Origin of the sequence: Streptomyces sp. NPDC093568, assembly GCF_044764945.1 — a bacterium.
Lineage (GTDB): Bacteria > Actinomycetota > Actinomycetes > Streptomycetales > Streptomycetaceae > Streptomyces.
Map to the genome: position 1 here is coordinate 333,940 of NZ_JBIWJD010000003.1, position 16,820 is coordinate 350,759.

At 70.7% G+C, this 16,820-nt stretch carries 17 protein-coding genes; 6 read left to right on the forward strand and 11 right to left on the reverse strand.

Going from position 1 to position 16,820, the window contains the following annotated elements; translation table 11 throughout:
• Window positions 1–15: 15 nt before the first annotated feature.
• The 3 genes from ACIRD7_RS15645 to ACIRD7_RS15655 all read right to left on the reverse strand — a co-directional run bounded on the left by ACIRD7_RS15645 (window position 16) and on the right by ACIRD7_RS15655 (window position 2,559).
• On the reverse strand, window positions 16–618 hold the full coding sequence (locus ACIRD7_RS15645) for a ClpP family protease (RefSeq protein ID WP_403453366.1): 603 nt from the start codon (window positions 616–618) through the stop codon (window positions 16–18).
• A 1-nt stretch (window position 619) separates the two neighbouring features.
• The gene (locus ACIRD7_RS15650; protein ID WP_403453367.1) at window positions 620–1,258 is read right to left on the reverse strand and encodes an ATP-dependent Clp protease proteolytic subunit; all 639 of its coding nucleotides are present in this window, start codon (window positions 1,256–1,258) and stop codon (window positions 620–622) included.
• Window positions 1,259–1,344: 86 nt separating this feature from the next.
• The gene (locus tag ACIRD7_RS15655) at window positions 1,345–2,559 is read right to left on the reverse strand and encodes an epoxide hydrolase family protein (RefSeq protein WP_403453368.1); all 1,215 of its coding nucleotides are present in this window, start codon (window positions 2,557–2,559) and stop codon (window positions 1,345–1,347) included.
• 123 nt (window positions 2,560–2,682) lie between these two features.
• On the opposite strand from ACIRD7_RS15655, the gene ACIRD7_RS15660 reads away from it, so the two are divergent.
• Entirely contained in the window at window positions 2,683–3,165 is a 483-nt protein-coding gene (locus ACIRD7_RS15660; protein ID WP_403453369.1) for a VOC family protein, read from the forward strand.
• Between the two features lie 5 nt (window positions 3,166–3,170).
• Here ACIRD7_RS15660 and ACIRD7_RS15665 read toward each other — a convergent pair whose 3' ends face one another.
• The 5 genes from ACIRD7_RS15665 to ACIRD7_RS15685 form a co-directional block, all read right to left on the reverse strand.
• Window positions 3,171–4,061: an SGNH/GDSL hydrolase family protein gene (locus ACIRD7_RS15665; RefSeq protein WP_403453370.1), complete on the reverse strand. Its 891-nt coding sequence runs from the start codon at window positions 4,059–4,061 to the stop codon at window positions 3,171–3,173.
• A 119-nt stretch (window positions 4,062–4,180) separates the two neighbouring features.
• On the reverse strand, window positions 4,181–5,059 hold the full coding sequence (locus ACIRD7_RS15670) for a geranyl diphosphate 2-C-methyltransferase (protein WP_403453371.1): 879 nt from the start codon (window positions 5,057–5,059) through the stop codon (window positions 4,181–4,183).
• Window positions 5,060–5,109: 50 nt separating this feature from the next.
• Window positions 5,110–6,159, reverse strand: coding sequence for a family 2 encapsulin nanocompartment cargo protein terpene cyclase (locus ACIRD7_RS15675; protein ID WP_403453372.1), 1,050 nt, complete (start codon window positions 6,157–6,159; stop codon window positions 5,110–5,112).
• A gap of 16 nt (window positions 6,160–6,175) precedes the next feature.
• Window positions 6,176–7,606, reverse strand: a complete 1,431-nt coding sequence (locus ACIRD7_RS15680) for a family 2B encapsulin nanocompartment shell protein (protein WP_403453373.1) — start codon at window positions 7,604–7,606, stop codon at window positions 6,176–6,178.
• 305 nt (window positions 7,607–7,911) lie between these two features.
• A complete protein-coding gene (locus tag ACIRD7_RS15685) occupies window positions 7,912–8,919 on the reverse strand; it encodes a zinc-binding alcohol dehydrogenase family protein (protein ID WP_403453852.1) in 1,008 nt (335 codons plus the stop codon).
• A 149-nt stretch (window positions 8,920–9,068) separates the two neighbouring features.
• Between ACIRD7_RS15685 and ACIRD7_RS15690 the strand changes: the two genes are divergently transcribed.
• Together ACIRD7_RS15690 and ACIRD7_RS15695 are read left to right on the forward strand one after the other, a co-directional pair.
• Window positions 9,069–9,869, forward strand: a complete 801-nt coding sequence (locus tag ACIRD7_RS15690; protein WP_403453374.1) for a VOC family protein — start codon at window positions 9,069–9,071, stop codon at window positions 9,867–9,869.
• A 42-nt stretch (window positions 9,870–9,911) separates the two neighbouring features.
• On the forward strand, window positions 9,912–10,607 hold the full coding sequence (locus ACIRD7_RS15695) for a ribonuclease H (protein ID WP_403453375.1): 696 nt from the start codon (window positions 9,912–9,914) through the stop codon (window positions 10,605–10,607).
• Between the two features lie 6 nt (window positions 10,608–10,613).
• On the opposite strand, the gene ACIRD7_RS15700 is transcribed toward ACIRD7_RS15695, so the two are convergent.
• A complete protein-coding gene (locus ACIRD7_RS15700) occupies window positions 10,614–11,438 on the reverse strand; it encodes a tyrosinase family protein (RefSeq protein ID WP_403453376.1) in 825 nt (274 codons plus the stop codon).
• A gap of 54 nt (window positions 11,439–11,492) precedes the next feature.
• Entirely contained in the window at window positions 11,493–11,864 is a 372-nt protein-coding gene (locus ACIRD7_RS15705; protein WP_403453377.1) for a tyrosinase cofactor, read from the reverse strand.
• Window positions 11,865–12,221: 357 nt separating this feature from the next.
• Between ACIRD7_RS15705 and ACIRD7_RS15710 the strand changes: the two genes are divergently transcribed.
• Complete coding sequence (locus ACIRD7_RS15710; RefSeq protein ID WP_403453378.1) at window positions 12,222–13,427, forward strand: FAD-dependent monooxygenase; 1,206 nt, start codon at window positions 12,222–12,224, stop codon at window positions 13,425–13,427.
• 6 nt (window positions 13,428–13,433) lie between these two features.
• On the opposite strand, the gene ACIRD7_RS15715 is transcribed toward ACIRD7_RS15710, so the two are convergent.
• Window positions 13,434–15,122: a cholesterol oxidase substrate-binding domain-containing protein gene (locus tag ACIRD7_RS15715; RefSeq protein WP_403453379.1), complete on the reverse strand. Its 1,689-nt coding sequence runs from the start codon at window positions 15,120–15,122 to the stop codon at window positions 13,434–13,436.
• Between the two features lie 138 nt (window positions 15,123–15,260).
• Here ACIRD7_RS15715 and ACIRD7_RS15720 point away from each other — a divergent pair, with 138 nt between their 5' ends.
• Together ACIRD7_RS15720 and ACIRD7_RS15725 are read left to right on the forward strand one after the other, a co-directional pair.
• A complete protein-coding gene (locus ACIRD7_RS15720; RefSeq protein ID WP_403453380.1) occupies window positions 15,261–16,244 on the forward strand; it encodes an aldo/keto reductase in 984 nt (327 codons plus the stop codon).
• Window positions 16,245–16,329: 85 nt separating this feature from the next.
• Window positions 16,330–16,812, forward strand: a complete 483-nt coding sequence (locus ACIRD7_RS15725) for a DUF6328 family protein (RefSeq protein ID WP_403453381.1) — start codon at window positions 16,330–16,332, stop codon at window positions 16,810–16,812.
• The last annotated feature ends 8 nt before the right edge of the window (window positions 16,813–16,820 follow it).

Here is a 16,820-nt window from a genome sequence, read left to right on the forward strand (position 1 = left end):
GGCCGCGCCGGCGCCTCAGACCCGCACGAGGCGCCGGCTCACCACCTCGTCGGCCAGGCCGTACGCCACGGCCTCCTCGGCGGTGAACACCTTGTCGCGGTCCATGTCCGCGCGCAGCGTCGCGACGTCGTGGTGCGTGTGCCGGGCCAGCACCTCCTCGACCTGTGCGCGGATCCGGACCATCTCCTTGGCCTGCAGGGCGAGATCCGACACCATGCCCCGGCTGCCGCCCGTGGCGGGCTGACCGAGCAGCACCCGCGCGTGCTCCAGCACGAACCGCCGCCCCGGATCCCCGCCGGCCAGCAGCACGGCGGCCGTGGACGCGGCCTGCCCCACGCAGAACGTGGAGATCGGCGCCTGCACGTACGTCATCGTGTCGTAGATCGCCATGAGCGAAGTGAACGAGCCGCCGGGGGAGTTGATGTAGATCGCGATCTCGTTCTCCGGCGCCGAGGACTCCAGATGCAGGAGCTGCGCGATGACGACGTTGGCGACGCCGTCGTCGATCTCGGTGCCGAGGAAGATGATCCGCTCCGACAGCAGCCGGCTGAACACGTCGGAGGAGCGCTCGCCATGGGCGGTCCGCTCGACGACGTACGGAATCGTGTAGTTCCCCATGTCAGAGCCCCATCCGTCGCTTCGAGGCGGCCGGGCGGACATCCGCGAGGGACTCCACCACCCGGTCCACCAACCCGTACTCCCTGGCCTCCTCGGCCGTGAACCACCGGTCGCGGTCGCCGTCCCGGGAGATGGTCTCCGGGCTCTGGCCGGTGTGCTCGGCGGTGATCCGCTCGATGGTCTTCTTGGTGAACTCCAGGTTCTCCGCCTGGATCTCGATGTCCGCGGTCGTGCCGCCGATCCCGGCGGACGGCTGGTGCATCATGATCCGCGCGTTCGGCAGCGCGTACCGCTTGCCCGGCGTGCCGACGCTGAGCAGGAACTGGCCCATGCTGGCCGCGAATCCCATGGCGAGCGTGGAGACGTCGTTCGGGATCAGCCGCATCGTGTCGTAGATGGCGAGGCCCGCGTGCACGGACCCGCCCGGGCTGTTGACGTACAGGCTGATGTCCGTGCGCGGGTCCTCCGCCGACAGCAGGAGCAGTTGTGCGCAGACCCGGTTGGCGGAGGCCTCCGTGACCTCGGTGCCCAGCAGCACGATGCGCTGGCCGAGCAGTTGGGCGGCGAGATGGTCGTCGAACCCTGTCGGCGGGGCGTCGCCCTCCTCGGCCCGGGGCGCGAGCATGGCAAGGGGAGTCATCAGGTCTCCTGGTGGTCGTCGTATGCCGTCGACTCCACTGTTGACCTCGGACGACTCCGGTGTCCGGTTTCTCTGCCCGTGGCAGATCAGCTGACGGCAGAGCCCTCCCGCAGCTGCCGGAAGAACGCCCGTACGTCGCCCACCAGCAGGTCCGGCTCCTCCATCGCCGCGAAGTGCCCGCCGCGGTCGAACTCCGTCCAGCGCACGATGTTCTCGGTCCGTTCCGCCTTGTGCCGCAGCGGGATCTGGGGGTCGCCGGGGAAGGACGCCACCGCGGTGGGGGCGGTCGAGGGCTCGTGCGGGGCGGCGACCCGGTCGCCCCTCGCGTGGCCGCGCTCGTAGTAGATCCGCGCGGACGAACCCGCCGTGCCCGTCAGCCAGTACAGCATCACGTTCGTGAGCATCAGGTCCCGGTCGACGGCCTCCTCGGACAGCCGTTCGGAGTCCGTCCACTCCTGGAACTTCTCGACGATCCAGGCGAGTTGACCGACCGGCGAGTCGGTGAGCGCGTACGACAGGGTCTGCGGCCGGGTGGACTGGATGTGGAAGTAGCCCGTGCCGTCCCGGAACCACTCAGCCCACCGGCGCCACGAGGTGAGCGTCCGCTCCCGCTCCTCGGGGCTCAGCCCCTTCAGCTCCTCCGCGGTCGGCTCGGTGGCCGCCTGCGCGCCGGGCAGCAGGTTCAGGTGGACGCCGATCAGACGGTCGGCATGGACACGGCCCAGTTCGCGGGAGATGCCCGCACCCCAGTCGCCGCCCTGGGCGCCGAACCGCTCGTAACCGAGGCGTGTCATCAGCTCGGCCCAGGCGTCGGCGATCCGGCGCGCCTCCCAGCCGGTCTCCCGGGTGGGACCGGAGAACCCGAAGCCGGGGATGCTCGGCAGCACCACGTGGAAAGCGTCGGCGGGGTCGCCGCCGTGTGCGGCCGGGTCCGTCAGCGGGCCGACGATGTCCAGGAACTCGACGATCGACCCCGGCCAGCCGTGCGTGACGATCAGCGGGGTGGCGTCGGGCTCGGCGGAGCGGATGTGCGCGAAGTGCACCCGCGCGCCGTCGATCTCGGTCGTGAACTGCGGCCACTCGTTCAGCCGTGCCTCCGCCGCCCGCCAGTCGTACCCGTGCCGCCAGTGGTGCACCAGCTCGCGCAGGTAGTCCGACGGCACGCCGTACGTCCATCCCACCCCGGGCAGCTCGTCGGGCCACCGGGCTCGGTCGAGGCGGTCGTGCAGGTCGTCGAGGTCGCTCTGCGGAATGTCGATGCGGAAGGGACGGATGCCGTTGTCGGCGGGCGAAGACGTCATGACCGCGATGCTAGGTCCGAACGGTGTAGCGGCCACCTGGATTAGTGGGGCCTGCGACCGATGAGTTCCGGGACGAGGATCGGTCGACACAGATGACAGCGATCCGCTCCCCAGGAGGTCCTCATGGCAAGCGACGGTTTCACCACGTGTCTCTGGTTCGACGGCCAGGCGGAGGAGGCCGCCCACTTCTATGTCTCCGTCTTCAAGAACTCCAGCATCGGCAAGGTCGCGCGCTACCCCGAGGGCGCCATGCAGCCCGCCGGCAGCGTGATGACGGTCGAGTTCACGGCGAACGGCCACAAGTTCCTCGGCCTCAACGGCGGCCCCCAGTTCAAGTTCACCGAGGCCACCTCCTTCATGATCTTCTGCGAGAACCAGGAGGAGATCGACTACTACTGGGCCAAGCTCACCGAGAACGGCGGCGAGCCCGGCCCCTGCGGCTGGCTCAAGGACAGGTACGGCCTGTCCTGGCAGGTCGTCCCGGACATGCTCGACGCCATGGTCACCGACCCGGACCCGGCGAAGGCGGCCCGGGTGACCAAGGCGTTCATGGCGATGCAGAAGTTCGACATCGCCGCCCTGGAGAAGGCCTACGCGGGCGAGTGAGCCCCTCAGGGGTTCTCGCGGATCACCCGGGTGATCGCCTGGGCGATCCGCAGGATCCCGGGGGAGCGGACCGGACACGGCTTCGGCGTCGACGTCGTCGGCGCCAGACAGAAGTGCAGGTAGTCGTCGTCCCGGTGCAGGGCGGTGCGGTCGCGGCCCGGCTGGGTGCAGTAGGGGGAGTGGTCGCGCTCGTACGCCGTGCACGGCAGGTACTGGACCCAGGAGTAACGGGCCCCGGCCGCGCTCACCGTCTCACCCGCGTCGGCGACCAGGGCGCCCGAGGCGGCGGCCCGCTCCTCGTAGAGGCCGTTGACGCGCCGGACGCGGTCGGGAGTGATCGGGTCCGGGCCCTGGAGCACCCAGACGATCCGCGCGTCCCCGGCGGCGGCGATCTGGTCCGTGAGCCGCTTCATGTCGGCCGCGTACCGCTCGAAGTACCTGCCGGGGGAGGCGTCATGGGTGATCCGGTCCATGCAGGGCGTGTAACCCCACGCGTTGCCCCAGAACTGCAGCACCACGAAGTCGGGGCGCAGCCTGCGCACCAGGGGCGCCGCCTTGTCCGCGTCCGGGACCAGGGACCGCTTGCCCGTGCCCTCCAGGTAGTCGCACAGGGTCGTGCCCGAGTACGGGGCGCTCGTGTACGCCGCCCGCAGCTCGCGGCGCAGTTCCTGCCCGACCACGTTCTGGGCCTCCATCGCCAGCGAGTCGCCCAGATACAGCACGGTGGGTGCCTTGGCCGGGCGGGGAGTGCGCGAGGCGGGCGCCTGCTGCTGCGTGGTGACGGAGGCGCGCGGCACGTCCGGGGGCGGCACGGGCGGCGGCCCGGAGGCCGGATCCCCGCACGCGCCGAGCAGCACGGCGGACAGCAGCACCCCCACGATCCACGGCTTGCGCATACGGCCACTCCCGCCCCGGACACCGAAAACGGTTCCCCAGGCAAGCACGGCCGGGCGCGAGGCGGAAGACCCGCGTCGGCCACGGAACGCCCGTGGCCGACGCGAGCCCTGACGGTCAATCAGACGCGGTCCGCCGCGATCAGCAGATACTGGAAGCTGCCGTTGCGGTACGCGTTCAGGAACGTGTCCTCGATGCCCGTCACCAGATGGTCGGCCTCACGGCGCAACTCCCAGTAGGGGATGGTCGCCTCGGTGAGGTCCTCCACATGGACCGGGACCAGCCGGTTGCGGGCCATGGCGCGGAAGTACTCCGAGCGTGGGTGGATGTCGCAGATGTAGTGGGCGTTGATGAGGGACACCTCGCGCGAGGCGCGCCCGTAGGTGTCGTTGTAGCAACCGGTGATCACCACGTAGCGTCCGCCGCGGCGCAGCAGCCGGGCGTGCTCGGCGAACAGCAGGTCCAGCTCGACGTACATGGTGGACTCGTTGTTCCAGGACGCCGCGTACGCCCCGGTCGCCAGACCGGTGTCCAGCATGTTGCGGTGGTGGTAGCGCACCCGGTCGTCGATGCCCCGCTTGCGGGCCTGCGCGTTCGCGAACTCGGCCTGTTTCTCGGAGATGGTGACCCCGTCCGCGTGGCAGCCGTGGCGCAGATGCGCCACCACACTGCCGCCGCCGCGCCCGCAGCCGGCGTCGAAGACCCGGTCGGTGGGGGAGAGGGGGCCGAGGCGCTCGGCGAGGAGCTCGGCCTGGGCGTGCTCCAGCCGGTGCAGTTCTGCGGTGATGCGCTCCCGGCGCAGGCCGGGGTCGGGCTCGTCGAGCACGGAGCGGTCGGCGTCCCCGATGCCGTAGTGGTGGTGGTACAGGTCGTCGAGCTTGCCGAGTTCGAGGTTGACCGGGTTCTGTTCGGCGTTCCAGTAGTCCGCGACACGGGTCTGGTACGTGGACTGGGTCGGCACCGACTTCGGCTTGGTGCGGGCTTCGGGGGCGATGGTCAAGGGTGACTCCTCGCGTTGGTGCGTGTGACGCTCTGTCATTCGGTCGCGCTTTACCAGTAGTTGGGCAGGTGGTAGCGGTGGCTGTTGGTGGCGTGCCACTCGTGGTTGCCGGCCACCCAGTCGTCCAGGCCGCGGGCGTAGCGCTCGACGAGTGGCGAGGTGGCGGCGAGCAGGGCCGCCTCCTCCTCGAACGCCTGCATGATCCGGTTGTGGATCTCCACGGCCTTCAGATAGGCGGCCTTCAGGCCGCAGCGCTCGTTGGCGGCGATGACCTGCGGCAGGTTCAGGTGGGTCGGGTCACCGGCCAGCTCCTTGGTGAAGGAGTACAGGTCGTTGACGATCGTGGTGGCGTTGCAGGCGAGCGCCGTGATGCGCTGGACCTCGGGGCGGGCGTACAGCGCTTCGGGCAGTTCGTAGCCGTCGACGGCGTCGACGATCGACAGACAGGGCCGGAAGTTGTTGAACTGCCGCATCACCAGGTACTCCCACACCTGCGGGACGTACCGTGTCTCGCTCCAGGCCGCCTCGGCGAGATAGCCCATGTGCAGCCGGGCGAGATCGTGCACGAGCCGGTCGGTCTGGCTCGGTGTGGCGACGGCCGAGTAGTCCTTGAGCGCCCAGTGGTACGACCGCAGCGGGCCGTCCCCCTGCATGCCGTGCGCCCACTGCTCCTGGAACTCCGGCGGGCCGTGGAACGGGTCCAGCGCCGACTGGGCCATGATCAGCCGCCCGCCGAGCCCGCTGCGGGAGGCACCCCGGCCCTCGTCCTCCTCGCAGTAGCAGGAGTCGACGATGTTCTCGGCCAGCAGCAGCTTCCCGGCCGCCGTCAGGCGTTCCAGGTCGGCCGCGGCCGGATGCTGGAGCACCACCGCCCGGCCGAACTGGAACCCGGAGAAGTCCCCCGACCAGGCCGGCGGGAACAGATCCAGGCCGCGGGCCCAGTCCTCCAGCCTGCGGTCGACCTCCGCGGCCTTCTCGGGGTCGGCGGGGGCGACCTGCCGGTACTTGAGCCCGGGGATCGCGCCGCCGCGCCGGGTCCGCAGGGTACGGGCGAGGTTCGGCGGTCCGGGCAGGGACGGCGAGGAGGCCGTCGTGCTCATCGGGTGCTCCAAGCGGTCACTCGGCCGTCCGGCCGATCTGGGCGTTCTCCAGGATCCCGACCGCGTCGGGCACGAGGATCGCCATTGAGTAGTAGGCGGTGACCAGGTAACGGATGATCGAGTTGGCGTCGATGCCCATGAACCGCACGTTCAGACCGGGCTGGTACTCCTCGGGAATCCCGGTCTGGTAGAGCCCGATGGCCCCCTGGTCGCCCTCGCCGGTGCGCAGCGCGATGATGCTGCTGGTGTGCTGCGGGCTGACCGGGATCTTGTTGCACGGGAAGATCGGCACACCGCGCCAGGCGGGGATCTCGTGCCCGTCGACGTTCGCGGTGCCGGGCACCAGACCGCGCCGGTTGCACTGCCGGAAGAACGCCGCGATGGCTTTCGGATGGGCGATGAACAGCTTGGTCTTGCGGCGCATGGACAGCAGTTCGTCCATGTCGTCCGGGGTCGGCGGACCGCTGAAGGTGCTGATCCGCTGCCCGTAGTCGGCGTTGTGCAGCAGCCCGAACTCCCGGTTGTTGACCAGCTCCCACTCCTGGCGTTCGCGGATCTCCTCGATGGTCAGCCGCAGTTGCTGCTCGGTCTGGTCCATCGGGTTGTTGAAGAGGTCGGCGACCCGGGTGTGCACGCGCAGCACGGTCTGGGTCAGGGACAACTCGTATTCGCGAGGGGCGAGTTCGTAGTCGACGAAGCCGCCGCCGATGGTGGGCTCACCGATGTGGCCCGCCTGCACCGGGACGTCGGCCTCGCCCTTGCGGTTCATGGGCAGGCTCTGGCGTTCGGCGTAGGCCTGGAGGTGCTCCGCGAGCGAGGGCACCCGGTCGGTGAGCTCCTGGACCACCGTCCAGTCCAGCGCCAGCAGCACACCCGCGGTCTCGGCCCGCACGGAGCTCAGCCACAGCGGGTCGGGCTGGCCGATGGCCTCGTCGCCGATCTGGTCGCCGTCGGTGATGACGCCGAGGATCTCCTCCTCGCCGTATTTGCCCTCGGTGAAGCGGGTGAAGCGGCCGTGCACGACGAGGTAGGCCTCCGTGACCGGCTGCCCGGCCTCGACCAGCACCTGGCCGGCCCGGACCTCGCGCACCCGGAAGCGGTTCGCGACCTCCTTGAGGACGTCGATGTCGGAGTAGCCGCGCAGCACCGGCAGTTCGGTGAGCGTCTGCGGGATGACCTTGATGTCGTAGGCGCCGTTCTGGTCGAACTGCACCCGGCCGCGGCCCACCCGGAGCTGGAGCCGCCGGTTGACGCGGTAGGTGCCGCCCTTGACGTCCACCCAAGGCAGCATCTTCAGCAGCCATCGCGAGGAGATGGCCTGCATCTGGGGTTCGGACTTGGTGGTGGTCGCGAGCTGGCGGGCGGCCTGGGTGCTGAGACTGGTGAGCGGTGCCTCGGGGGCGGGGTCGTCGGCGGCGGGTCCGGTGGCACTCTCGGGTACGGACACTTAATCCCTCCCTGGAGGGTGATCAGGGGTGAGTGAAGTGGTGGATGACGACGGCAGCCTCTGGGCGCGATGACGGCGGCCTCCTGACACTGGTGGGCCGTACGCGCCGCAGGCACAAGCCAAACAGCGCCGGTGGTTTGTCCGGTACGGCGTGAAGGGGGCGGTTTCGTCACACGAGTGGTGCAAACCCTCCCTCGAAGCGGAGGGCGCACAGGCCCGTCCTTTCACGCCGGTGGTGATCGCCGGGACGGGCGGGCGCGGGGGCGTGCGGGCACCGGCTCGCCGGGCGCCGGAGCGCACCGGGCTCAGGACAGGTCGTTCACCAGCACGGCCGCCCCGTCGAACCGACCAGCCTTGAGATCCCGCAGCGCCTCGTCCGCTCGCGACAGCGGATACGGGTGCGTGGTGGCGCGCACATGATGCCGGGCGGCGAGGGCCAGGAACTCACGGCCGTCCTCGCGCGTGTTGGCGGTGACGCTGCGCACCTGCTTCTCGTAGAAGAGCTCGCTCTCGTAGGTGAGTGCCGGGATGTCGCTGAGGTGGATCCCGGCGATCGCCAGCGTCCCGCCCCGGTCGAGGGCGCGCAGCGCGACCGGTACCAGCTCACCCACGGGCGCGAAGAGGATCGCGCTGTCCAGCGGCTCCGGCGGCATCTCGGAGGCGCCGCGCGCAGAGGCGGCACCGAGATCGAGCGCGAGGCGCCGCGCTGCCGCCCCGCGCGTGAGGACGTGCACCCTGGCCCCCTCGGTCATCGCCACCTGCGCGCACAGATGAGCGCTGCCTCCGAAGCCGTACAGCCCGAGCCGCCCGCCCGGCGGCAGTGCCGCGCGTCGCAGGGCGCGGTACCCGATGATCCCGGCGCACAGCAGCGGCGCGAGCGCCACGTCCTCCAGCGCGCCGGGCAGCCGGTGGGCGAACGCGGCCGGCACGGTCGTGTACTCGGCGTATCCGCCGTCGGCGTCCCAGCCGGTGTACGACGAGGCCGGGCACAGGTTCTCCGACCCGCGCGCGCAGTAGCCGCACGTGCCGTCGGTCCGCCGCAGCCACGCCACCCCCACGCGCTCCCCGGAGCCGAAGCCGCGCACGGCCGCACCGGACCCGGCGACCACCCCCACGACCTCGTGCCCCGGCGTCACACCGGGCCGGTGCACCGGCAGATCGCCCTCGACGACATGCAGGTCCGTACGGCACACCCCGCACGCCCGCACCCGCACCAGCAGTTCGTCGTCCCCCGGTACCGGGACCGGCTTCTCCACCAGCCGCAGCGGTCCCGCCTCGACCGGTCCGGGCGCCGTCACCGACCACGCGCGCATCGTCCCGTCCGCCATGCCGAGCCCCGTCCGCCGACCGGTCGCCTTCCCCCCAGTCTGGAACGGAACCACGCATTCGGCGCGCGACCGCTCCGCCCGGTGACTAGCGTAAGAATCGGGACAACTCACCGATCCGGGAGAGGGCCGCAGCCATGGCCGTGAAACCTGAGGGAACCCCCATCTGGGCCGACGCGATGTTCAGCGACATCGAGGGGGCCAAGAACTTCTACGGCGACGTCCTCGGCTGGACGTTCGGGGAGCAGTCGACGGAGTACGGCAACTACACCCAGGCCTATGCGAACGACAAGGCCGCGGCCGCGGTCGTCCCGCCCATGCCGGGCCAGGAGGGCCAGTCGCAGTGGTGCCTCTACTTCGCCTCCTCGGACGTGAACGCCACCGCCGCCAAGATCCGTGACAACGGCGGCGAGATCCTGATGGAGCCGATGGCGGTCGGCGAGTTCGGCAGCATGTGCCTGGCCCGCGAGCCCAGCGGCGCCGTCTTCGGCGTCTGGCAGGCGGGTACGCACGAGGGCTTCGAGGCGCCGATGGAGGAGCCGGGCGCGTACTGCTGGGGCGAGGTCTTCACCCGCGAGCCGGAGAAGCCGGACGCGTTCTTCCCCGCTGTCTTCGGCTACGGCTCGAAACAGCTGGAGGACGAAGCGATTGACTTCCGGCTCTACACGGTCGGCGACGACGTGGTCCTCGGCCGGATGCGGATGACGGAGGAGTTCCCCTACGACATCCCGCCGTGGATCAACGTCTACTTCACCGTCGAGGACTGCGACGACGCCGTGGCCCGCGCCACCAAGAACGGCGCCGTGCTGCGCTTCGGGCCGATGAGCTCGCCGTTCGGCCGGTTCGCGGCGCTCAGCGACCCGCAGGGCGCGAACTTCTCGGTGATCGACGTCACCACGACCGAGGGCGAGATGCCGAAGACGACGGACGTGCGGTGACCGGTACCTGATCCGCGCCCGGACCGCCCGCCGGCCCATGGCATGATCGGACGCATGCGTGAACGTGTGGTGGCCGCGTGCGACGGGGCTTCGAAGGGAAACCCCGGGCCGGCGGGCTGGGCCTGGGTCGTGGCCGACGAGACGGAGACCCCGGCCCGCTGGGAGGCGGGCCCGCTGGGCCGGGCCACCAACAACGTCGCGGAACTGACCGCGCTGGAACGCCTGCTCACCGCGACCGACCCCGGCGTACCGCTGGAGATCCGGATGGACTCGCAGTACGCCATGAAGGCCGTCACCACCTGGCTGCCCGGCTGGAAGCGCAACGGCTGGAAGACGGCCGCCGGCAAGCCGGTCGCCAATCAGGACCTGGTCGTACGCATCGACGAACTGCTCGACGGCCGCAAGGTCGAGTTCCGCTACGTCCCCGCCCACCAGGTCGACGGCGACCCGCTGAACGACTTCGCCGACCGCGCCGCCAGCCAGGCGGCCACCGTGCAGGAGTCCGCGGGCAGCGGACTCGGTTCACCGGAGCCGCCGCCCTCCCCGGACACCCCGAAGACCAAGGCGGCCCCGCGCCGCAAGGCCGCCGCGTCCCGGAAGAACGGCACCTCCTCGCGCACCATCAAGGCGAAGTTCCCCGGCCGCTGCGTCTGCGGTCGTGGCTACGCGGCGGGCGAGGCCATCGCCAAGAACGCCCAGGGCTGGGGCCATCCCGAGTGCCGCACCGCGGACGCCTGACCGGCCTCAGGCCGCGTCGAAGGTGTAGTGCGCGGTGTGGTCCAGGAGATCGGCCGGGCGCACGTCGTTCCACGGCTTCATCGTGTCGTTGAGATCGATCACGTTCGGTGTCCCGGCGACCGGCAGATACCCGGAGCCGGGGTGCCGTCGCTGCCAGTCCGCCCACAGCTTGTCGATGTAGGCGTGGTGGAGCCAGAACACGGGGTCGTTGGGAGACATACCGGTCGCCATGTGTCCGCCCACCCACACATGCACCCGGTTGTGGAGATTGACGCCGCGCCAGCCTTCGAGATGGTTGCGGAAGCCGTCCGACCCGCTGTTCCAGGGAGCCATGTCGTACGTCGGCATGGCCAGCACCGACTCCACCTCGGCCCGGGTCGGCAGCTCCCGTACGGCGGTGCCGAGCGAGCGGCGCAGGAACGTACGGCCGTCGACGCGCACGTTGATCGCCCACTTGCCGGCCGACGCGGCGAACGGCCCGTCCATCACCTGCCCGTCACGGCTGCGCCCGGTTCCGCCGAGGAAGTCGGGCGCCCACAGCGAGGACCGTATCGAGCGGTCGGTGCTCCAGTCCCAGTACGGCAGCGCGACCGAGGCGTCCACCTCCTGCAGCGCGCGCTCGAACTCCAGCAGGAATCTGCGGTGCCAGGGCAGGAACGACGGTGAACGGTGGCCGGTGCGCTCGCCGTTGTCGGTGTCGCCGACGATGAAGGCGTTGTGCGTGGTGACGAAGCCGTCGTAGCGGCCGCTGCGCTTCAACTCCAGGACGGCGGCGACGAATCGGCGCTTCTCGTCGGCGGTCAGGGCGGCCTGGTTCTTGCGGACGGTCATGGTCGCTGGTGCTCCAAGTGCGGGTGAGTGCAGGTAAGTGCGGGTGCGGCGGGGTCAGTTGGCGGGGAAGGGCAGAAGCGCGGCGCCCTGGAGTTCGTCCACGGCGGCGCGGGCGGCAGCGCGCGGGGTGGGCACCGGGTCGTAGTGGCTGACGACGCTGATCCAGCTGCCGTCGGCATTGCGCATCACGTGCAGTTCGACGCCGTCGACGAACACGGCGTAGCCGCCGCCGTGATGCTGATGGGCGCCGCCGGAGGCGGGCCGGCCCTGTATCCGGCGGCCCTTGTAGACCTCGTCGAAGGACGCCGGGGCGTGGTGGTCGTGCCCGGCGGCGGACGCGGTGGGGGCGATGGCCGACTGGACGGCGCCCGCGGTGGCGAGGGCGGCCGCGGCGGTGAGCGCACGGCGACGGCTGAGTTCGGGCATGCGGACCTCCTGGTGTGTTCGGTGGTTCGTTCGGTTTGCGACTCCGCATGACTATCGGGCCGGGCGAGAGCGGGAGAAATCGGTCCGGAGTGGTTGGCTCGGATCCGGACAAGTGCGCACATGACGTGCAAGATTGAACGAAGGTGATCTTGTCGGGATCGTGTTCGCGGGCAGTCGGAACGGGGAATTCCTTGCGCCGAAGCCCGTGTTTCGGGTGGTCCTTCGCGGGCGGGCGGGGTGTCAGTGGTGTGACTCACCCGTCGAAACTGGCGTGATCGCGAACACCGTGGAACAGCGCCCCGGCCTGCTAATCTGCGGAACCGAAATGACCGTATTGCGAAATTCATAGGAGTTTGCATGAAGGTCGTGTGCGTCGGTGGCGGACCCGCCGGCCTGTATCTGTCGATCCTGCTCAAGCTGCGGGACCCGTCCCACGACATCACCGTCCATGAACGCGACCGGGAGGGCTCCACCTACGGCTGGGGCGTCACCTACTGGCGCGGCCTGCTCGACAAGCTGCACGAGCACGACCCCGAGTCGGCGCGCGCCATCGAGGCGAGCTCGGTCCGCTGGAACGAGGGCGTCGCGCACGTCGGGGACCTGACGACCCGCCAACCGGGCGACGAGGGCCACGGCATCGGCCGCCACCGGCTGCTGGAGATCCTCGCCGAACGGGCCCGCTCACTGGGCGTACGCCTGGAGTTCGACTACGGCATCGCGGCGCGGGACCTGCCCGCCGCCGACCTGGTCGTCGCGGCCGACGGCGTCAACAGCGCCCTGCGCACCCGGTACGCCCACCACTTCGGCACGCGGATCGACACCGGGCGCAACCGCTACATCTGGCTCGGCACCAGCAAGGTCTTCGACGCCTTCACCTTCGCGTTCGTCGAGACCGACCACGGCTGGATCTGGTGCTACGGCTACGGCTTCGGCCCCGAGGCGAGCACCTGCGTCGTCGAGTGCGCGCCCGAGACCTGGACCGGCCTCGGCCTCGACGGCGCGGACGAGGCCGAAGGACTGATCCTGCTGGAGAAGCTCTTCGCCGGTGTCCTGGACGGCCACCCCCTCATCGGCCGTCCGTCCGGCGGCGCGGGCGCCCAGTGGCTGAACTTCCGCACCCTCACCAACCGCACCTGGCACCGCGGCAACCTCGTCCTGATCGGCGACGCCGCCCACACCACCCACTACTCCATCGGCGCCGGTACCACCCTCGCCCTGGAGGACGCCATGGCCCTGGCCGGGGCCCTGCACGAACAGCCGGTCCTCTCGCAGGCCCTCTTCCAGTACGAACAGGAGCGCAGACGGGCGCTGTTGTCCGTCCAGAGCGCGGCCCGTCACAGCGCCCGCTGGTACGAGGACCTGCCCCGCTACATCCAACTGCCCCCGCAGCAGATGTTCGCCCTGCTCGGCCAGCGCCACTCACCGCTGCTGCCGTATGTGCCGCCCCAGCTGTACTACCGCATCGACAGGGCGGCCACGCGCTCGGAGACCCTGCGCCGGCTCAAGCGCTGGCTCGGGCCGAAGGTCGCGCGAACGGTACACGCCAGGACGTCCGGCGAGTAGCCCGCCTCACCCGAACAACCGGTCCAGGAAGGCGTTGCCGAACACCCGGTGCGGGTCGAGCCTCGCCAGCGCCCCGGCGGCCTGCCCCCACACGTCGTCCCCGAAGCCGCCGGGCACCACATGGCCCAGCACCTCGCCGTCACTCCAGGCGGCGTCCCTGGTGTAGGCCCAGCCCTTCGACCACTCGACCCTCGTCGTCGCGTACTCGCCGTCGAACGTCCGCAGCAGGAACCGCTCGATCTGGCTCAGGAACTCCTCCGCGTACGGTGTCCCGGGCAGCGTCAGGATGTTCAGCCACACGGCGGTGTCCCACTCCGGGCGGTCCTCGCGCGGCCGGAGCGCCGACAGCAGCGGGGCCCGGGCCCCGGCCGCCCCGACGTCCCCGGGCTCGTCGAGGCCCGTCACTCTGATCTCCACCGACCCGTTGACCGGGAACCTGCCCCGGTCGGCACAGGCGGTGAGCCGCTCCCGGTAGAACGCGGCGAACTCCGCGACGACGCGCTGCACCTGGTCCCGGCCGGTGAGCACCGCGTATCCGTTGGTGGCGATCCGCAGGGTCGTCGGCCTGAGATACAGCAGCGTGTTCTTGGACGGCCCCCAGATGTCCGCCGACAGCGTCGCCACCAGCCCGAGCGCGGCCGCGTCGTACTGCGCGTTGCCGAGCACGGGCGCCAGATACCAGGCCCCGTCCGACACGATGTGCCCGACCAGGTCCGCCACGACGGGCGGGACGCTGTCCGAGAACGGGTAGTTGTACGGCGTCGTCACGCGCCGCGAGGTCAGCGGCCGGGTGGGGGAGACGCTCCACACCTTCAGCCACGGGTGCTCGGTGAAGGCGAACCAGATCGCCTCGACGCGCCCGGCCCGGTCCAGGTAGCTCGCGAGGGTGCGCCCGCCGGAGCCGGGCGCGGCGAAAAGCTCCCCGGCCGGGACGTCCGTGCGGCTGACGCACCGCAGATTGGTGTTCGCACCCACGCGCAGCACGACCTCGGTGACGAAGGACCGCCCGAGATGGGTGAGCAGGACGGCGCAGTCCGCCTCGTCACGGCTGTAGGTGCGCAGCACGTACGCGCCACTGCCCTCGTCCCAGACCAGGGCCGTCAGCGAGAGCACGAGATTGCTCAGCGAGCCGTAGGTGTGACCGGGCAGCCGCTCCTCTCCCCGCGCGGGAACGGCGGTGCCGTGGGCGTCGACGGCCAGGGCGCCGCCCAGGGTGAGGTTGCCGGGCGCGGGCGCGGCGGTGAGCCCGAGGCCGTGTTCCTCCAGGTGGGTGAGCAGGGCCTCCAGGGTGACGCCCGCGCCGGCGCGCACCGTGTTCGGGGACTCCAGGGACAGGCCGGTGAGATGGGCCGCCGTGTCGACGAGGAGGACCGGCGCGTCCGACGGTGTGCCCCGCGTGATCGTCAGCGGCGACCAGCCGTGCGAGGCGCCCCGGGCGCGCACCCGCCAGCCGTGCCGCCAGGCCCAGTTGACGACCGCGACGACCTGGTCCGGGCCGGTCGGCGCACAGGCCCACAGCCCTTCGGCGGTGATCTCGCCCACCCAGTTGCGGTACGCCGAGCGGTACAGCGTCACGGCCGGCGGGAAGTCCGGCAACTCCTGCGCCGCGACGGCCGGATCCGCCGGGAGAAGCGTCGGTACGGCGGCCAGCGCGGCGGTGCGGAGGAAGCCCCTGCGGGTGAACTTGTCGATCACAGGCCCAAGCTAGGGACCTGCTCGACGGTAACCGCTTGCCCATCGGGTCGATTCACTCGTGTGAGTGAATGATTCACAGGTTGGCGGTGCGGAGGGGCCCGCTCCGCGCCCGCGACCGGCGGATGACACACTGACGCCATGGACGAGCGTGTAATCGGTAGGTCGGGTCAGCGGGCATCCGTCGTCGGTCTCGGTACGTGGCAGCTGGGAGCCGACTGGGGAGACGTCGACGACAAGGAAGCCCTTTCCGTACTGGAGGCCGCCGTCGAGTCGGGGGTGACCTTCTTCGACACGGCCGACGTGTACGGCGACGGGCGCAGCGAGCAGACCATCGCCGCCTTCCTGCGCGACAGGCCGGACCTCGACGTCCTCGTCGCGACGAAGATGGGCCGCCGCGTCGAGCAGATCCCCGAGAACTACGTCCTGGACAACTTCCGCGCCTGGAACGACCGCTCGCGGCGCAACCTCGGCGTGGACCGCCTCGACCTGGTCCAGCTGCACTGCCCGCCGACGCCGGTCTACTCGACGGACGAGGTGTTCGACGCCCTGGACACCCTGGTCGGGGAAGAGCGGATCGCGGCGTACGGCGTCAGCGTGGAGACCTGCGCCGAGGCGCTCACCGCGATCGCGCGGCCGGGCGTGGCCAGTGTGCAGATCATCCTCAACCCGTTCCGTATGAAGCCCCTCCTCGAGGTGCTGCCCGCCGCCCGGGAGGCCGGCGTCGGCATCATCGCCCGCGTGCCGCTGGCTTCCGGCCTGCTGTCGGGCAAGTACACCAAGGAGACCGTCTTCCCCGCGAACGACCACCGCACCTACAACCGGCACGGTGAGTCCTTCGACCAGGGCGAGACCTTCTCCGGCGTCGACTACGAGTCCGGTGTGGAGGCGGCCGTCGAGTTCGCCGCGCTCGCCCCCGAGGGCTTCACACCGGCTCAGCTGGCGCTGCGCTGGATCATCCAGCAGCCGGGTGTGACCACGGTGATCCCGGGTGCCCGCTCGCCCGAGCAGGCCCGCGCCAACGCGGCCGCGGCGGACCTGCCGGAGCTTTCGCAGGACACGCTCACCGCGATCCGGGACCTCTACGACCGGCGGATCAAGGAGCAGGTCGAGAGCCGCTGGTAGCCGCGGCACGGCTCCGGGGGCGGGCCTCCCGCCGCCCCCGGAGCCCCGCAGTTTGAGCGCTCGGTGTCGCGGTTACTCGTATCGCATGACTGAGCAGGTGAGACGCAGGGGCCGCGACGAGACCGCGGAGGAGCGGGCCGACCGCATGTGGGGCGAACTCATCCAAGAGGTCAGGGTGGCCCAGATGGGCGTCCAGATCCTGTTCGGCTTCCTGCTCACCGTGGTGTTCACCACGAAATACGACACCCTCTCGGACAGCAACCAGGCCATCTACATCGTGACGGTCGTCCTCGGTTCCTCCGCCACCGGCGCCCTCATCGGCCCCGTGTCCCTGCACCGGCTGGTGGCCGGGCGGCGGATCAAGCCGCAGGCGGTCGAGTGGGCCTCCCGGCTGACGTTCGTCGGCCTGGTCCTGCTGCTCGGCACGATGACGGGCTCGCTCCTGCTGATCCTGCGCGTGGCCACGCACGACGGCTACGTGCCCTGGCTGGTCGCCGGTGTGGTCGTCTGGTACCTGGTGTGCTGGTACGCGCTGCCGCTGTGGGTACGCCGCCGCCACACGGAGTGAGCGACGGC

Bases quoted from the DNA above. Each gene is read 5' to 3' on its own strand.
- ACIRD7_RS15645 (WP_403453366.1), bottom strand. From the start codon at position 618: ATGGGGAACTACACGATTCCGTACGTCGTCGAGCGGACCGCCCATGGC.
- ACIRD7_RS15650 (WP_403453367.1), bottom strand. From the start codon at position 1,258: ATGACTCCCCTTGCCATGCTCGCGCCCCGGGCCGAGGAGGGCGACGCC.
- ACIRD7_RS15655 (WP_403453368.1), bottom strand. From the start codon at position 2,559: ATGACGTCTTCGCCCGCCGACAACGGCATCCGTCCCTTCCGCATCGAC.
- ACIRD7_RS15660 (WP_403453369.1), top strand. From the start codon at position 2,683: ATGGCAAGCGACGGTTTCACCACGTGTCTCTGGTTCGACGGCCAGGCG.
- ACIRD7_RS15665 (WP_403453370.1), bottom strand. From the start codon at position 4,061: ATGCGCAAGCCGTGGATCGTGGGGGTGCTGCTGTCCGCCGTGCTGCTC.
- ACIRD7_RS15675 (WP_403453372.1), bottom strand. From the start codon at position 6,159: ATGAGCACGACGGCCTCCTCGCCGTCCCTGCCCGGACCGCCGAACCTC.
- ACIRD7_RS15685 (WP_403453852.1), bottom strand. From the start codon at position 8,919: ATGCGCGCGTGGTCGGTGACGGCGCCCGGACCGGTCGAGGCGGGACCG.
- ACIRD7_RS15690 (WP_403453374.1), top strand. From the start codon at position 9,069: ATGGCCGTGAAACCTGAGGGAACCCCCATCTGGGCCGACGCGATGTTC.
- ACIRD7_RS15695 (WP_403453375.1), top strand. From the start codon at position 9,912: ATGATCGGACGCATGCGTGAACGTGTGGTGGCCGCGTGCGACGGGGCT.
- ACIRD7_RS15700 (WP_403453376.1), bottom strand. From the start codon at position 11,438: ATGACCGTCCGCAAGAACCAGGCCGCCCTGACCGCCGACGAGAAGCGC.
- ACIRD7_RS15705 (WP_403453377.1), bottom strand. From the start codon at position 11,864: ATGCCCGAACTCAGCCGTCGCCGTGCGCTCACCGCCGCGGCCGCCCTC.
- ACIRD7_RS15710 (WP_403453378.1), top strand. From the start codon at position 12,222: ATGAAGGTCGTGTGCGTCGGTGGCGGACCCGCCGGCCTGTATCTGTCG.
- ACIRD7_RS15720 (WP_403453380.1), top strand. From the start codon at position 15,261: ATGGACGAGCGTGTAATCGGTAGGTCGGGTCAGCGGGCATCCGTCGTC.
- ACIRD7_RS15725 (WP_403453381.1), top strand. From the start codon at position 16,330: ATGACTGAGCAGGTGAGACGCAGGGGCCGCGACGAGACCGCGGAGGAG.